The sequence below is a fragment of the Egibacteraceae bacterium genome, from assembly GCA_040905805.1.
Taxonomy (GTDB): domain Bacteria; phylum Actinomycetota; class Nitriliruptoria; order Euzebyales; family Egibacteraceae; genus DATLGH01.
The window spans coordinates 1-2,655 of the sequence record JBBDQS010000149.1 but is presented as its reverse complement, the minus strand read 5'-3'; the positions used below and the strand labels follow the sequence as shown (position 1 = coordinate 2,655).

Sequence of the window (2,655 nt, the reverse complement as noted above, 5' to 3'; positions counted from 1 at the left end):
AGCTGGTCGGGCAGGGCGACGACGGCTTCGAGCCAGTCGTTCTCGATGATCCAGCGGCGGATCTCGGACTCGCCGGAGCCCGCGCCGCCGGTGAACAGCGGGGAGCCGTTGAACACGATCGCCACCCGTGAGCCGCCCTGGGCGGCGGGCTTCATCTTGGAAATGGCGTGTTGGAGGAACAGGAAGCTGCCGTCGTTGATGCGGGGCAGCCCGGCACCGAACCGTCCGGCGAAGCCCTTCGACTCGTGCTCGTCGCGGATGGGGTCGGCGACCTTCTTCCACTCGACGCCGAACGGCGGGTTCTGGATCGAGTAGTCCACGGTCAGGTCCGCGTGGCCGTCCTCGGTGAAGCTGTTGCCGTAGACGATGTTGCCGGCGTCCTGGCCCTTGAGCATCATGTCGGACCGGCAGATGGCGTAGGTCTCGGCGTTGAGCTCCTGGCCGTACACGTGCAGCCGGCCAGAGTCGTTGTGCTCGCGCAGGTAGTCCTCGGCGACTGACAGCATCCCCCCGGTCCCGCATGCGGCGTCGAGGATGGTCTTGGAGATGCCGCGCTTGGTGAGCAGGTCGGCGTCTTCGATGAACAGCAGGTTCACCATGAGCCGGATCACCTCACGCGGGGTGAAGTGCTCCCCGGCAGTCTCGTTGGACAGCTCGGAGAACCGGCGGATCAGCTCCTCGTAGAGGTAGCCCATCTCAAGGTTCGACACGGCGTCGGGGTGCAGGTCGATCTCGGCGAACTTCGACACGACCAGGTAGAGCAGGTTGGACCGGTCGAGGCGGGTGAGCTGTGTGTCGAACCCGAACTTGTCGATGACGTCGCGGGCGCCGGGGGAGAAGCTGGCGATGTAGTGGCGGAGGTTGTCCGCCAGGTCGTCGGGCGCGGCGAGGAGCCGGGCGAAGTCGTACCGGGAGGTGTTGTAGAAGTCTGGGCCAGCGGCGGCTTTAAGCAGCTCAGGCCGATCACCGTACTTGGCCGCCTGCTCGAGGACCGCGTTCTTGGTGGGCGCAAGGACGCAGTCCAGGCGGCGCAGCACCGTGAGCGGGAGAATCACCCGGCCGTACTCGGACTGCTTGTAGTCCCCGCGCAGCAGGTCGGCGACCGACCAGACGAACGCGGCGTGGTTGCGGACGGTCTCGGTGGCGCTCAACGGCAGGGGTCCCCTCATCAACGACCTGTATGCGCTCGATGGTGCCAGATGCTCGTGATGTGGGGGACCGTGAACTCGCCGCCCCATTTTGTGGGTCGTGCACAACCCTTGTGAGCACGCGTGCCGGGAACGGCACGGCGGGACTAGCAGGACCGCTGTGTCAAGGGGCAGTGAGATCTCCCCATGGGCGGTCATGAGATCTCCCCGGGTGCGGCCATGAGTTCTCCCCACTGGTGGCCGTGTGATCTCCCCGGGGTGTCAGGTCAGGGGCTTCACCCCCTGGCCGCTGGTGGCTTGGGCGAGGCGGACGCTGTCGCCGGTGGTGTGGCACAGGTGGGCGTGGTGGAGGAGCCGGTCCACGGTGGCGCCGGCGAGGGTCTTGGGCATGATGTCGTCGAAGCCGCTGGGGTGGAGGTTGGAGCTGATGGCCACGGAGCGTTTCTCGTAGGCGGCGCCGACGAGGCGGTAGAGGCCCTTCGGCGGCTTCGGTGGGAACGGGCAGCAGCCCGATGTCGTCAACCACGACGAGGTCCGCGCGCAGGATGCGGGCGATGGCGCGGGTGACGGAGTCGTCGGCGCGGTGGCGGCGGACCAGGATCCCCAGGGCTTCCAGGCTGAACCAGGCGACTTTGTGGCCGGCGGCCACGGCGTCGTGGCCGAGCGCTTCGAGGAACATGGTTTTGCCGGTGCCTGACGGGCCGCGCACGACCAGGTTCTCGTGGCGGGTGACCCATTCCAGGGTGCGCAGCGCGGTCTGGGTTGGCGGCGGGATCGATGACAGGCCGCCGTCCCAGCTGTGGAAGGTCTTGCCGGTGGGGAATCCGGCGGCGGCCAGCCGGGTGGCGGTGGAGGAGCGGTCGCGGCCGGCGACCTCTTCGGTGAGCAGGACGCGTAGGACCTCGGCGGGTTCCCAGCGTTGCGCGCGGGCGGTGGCCAGCACCTCGGGCGCGGCGCGGCGGATGTGGGGCAGGCGCATGCGTCGCAGCAACGCCTCGAGGTCGTCGTCCAGGGGTGGTGGTGTCGGGGTGGGGGTGGTCATGGCCGGCCTTTCGCGAGGTCGTGCAGGCGCACCGTGGCGCGCCCGAGCGTGTCGGTGACCTCGTCGATGTCCTCGCCGCAGGGTCCGGCGAACGCCGCCCAGTCAGCGATGGTGTCCTCGCCGGCGTGCAGCAACCAGTCCTCGATGCGGCCCAACAGCCACGCCCAGTGGTCGAGCTCTTCGACGTGCACCGCGGCGTAGCCCTCGGCGTGGACGTCGTCGGTGATCGTTGGTTGGTTCATCGTCCGAACTCCTTCCAGGCGTTGGTGCCGGCCTGCAGGCTGTGGTCCTCGCTGGCCCGGGCTGTGGGTTGGGTGCCACCGGCTGCTCGGTGCGCCAGGATCAAGGCCAGGTCGCGTTCGGCGAAGCGGCCGTAGACCGCGGCGTGTCCCAACGACCAGTTGACCGCCTCTGAATCGCCCTGGGTTCGTTGGAGGCTCCTGACCTTGGAAGCGAGGATGGAGT

General features: G+C 68.4%; 4 protein-coding genes. All 4 read right to left on the bottom strand.

What is annotated here, in order from left to right; translation table 11 throughout:
* On the bottom strand, positions 1-1,169 hold a 1,169-nt coding region (locus tag WD250_16310; protein ID MEX2621781.1), incomplete at its 3' end, for a class I SAM-dependent DNA methyltransferase.
* 240 nt (positions 1,170-1,409) lie between these two features.
* Positions 1,410-1,670 carry an ATP-binding protein gene (locus WD250_16305; protein ID MEX2621780.1) on the bottom strand — a complete coding sequence of 87 codons (261 nt, stop codon included), beginning with the start codon at positions 1,668-1,670 and terminating at the stop codon, positions 1,410-1,412.
* A 516-nt stretch (positions 1,671-2,186) separates the two neighbouring features.
* Positions 2,187-2,432, bottom strand: a complete 246-nt coding sequence (locus WD250_16300; GenBank protein ID MEX2621779.1) for a hypothetical protein — start codon at positions 2,430-2,432, stop codon at positions 2,187-2,189.
* On the bottom strand, positions 2,429-2,655 hold a 227-nt coding region (locus WD250_16295; protein MEX2621778.1), incomplete at its 5' end, for a hypothetical protein. The genes WD250_16300 and WD250_16295, both read right to left, overlap by 4 nt.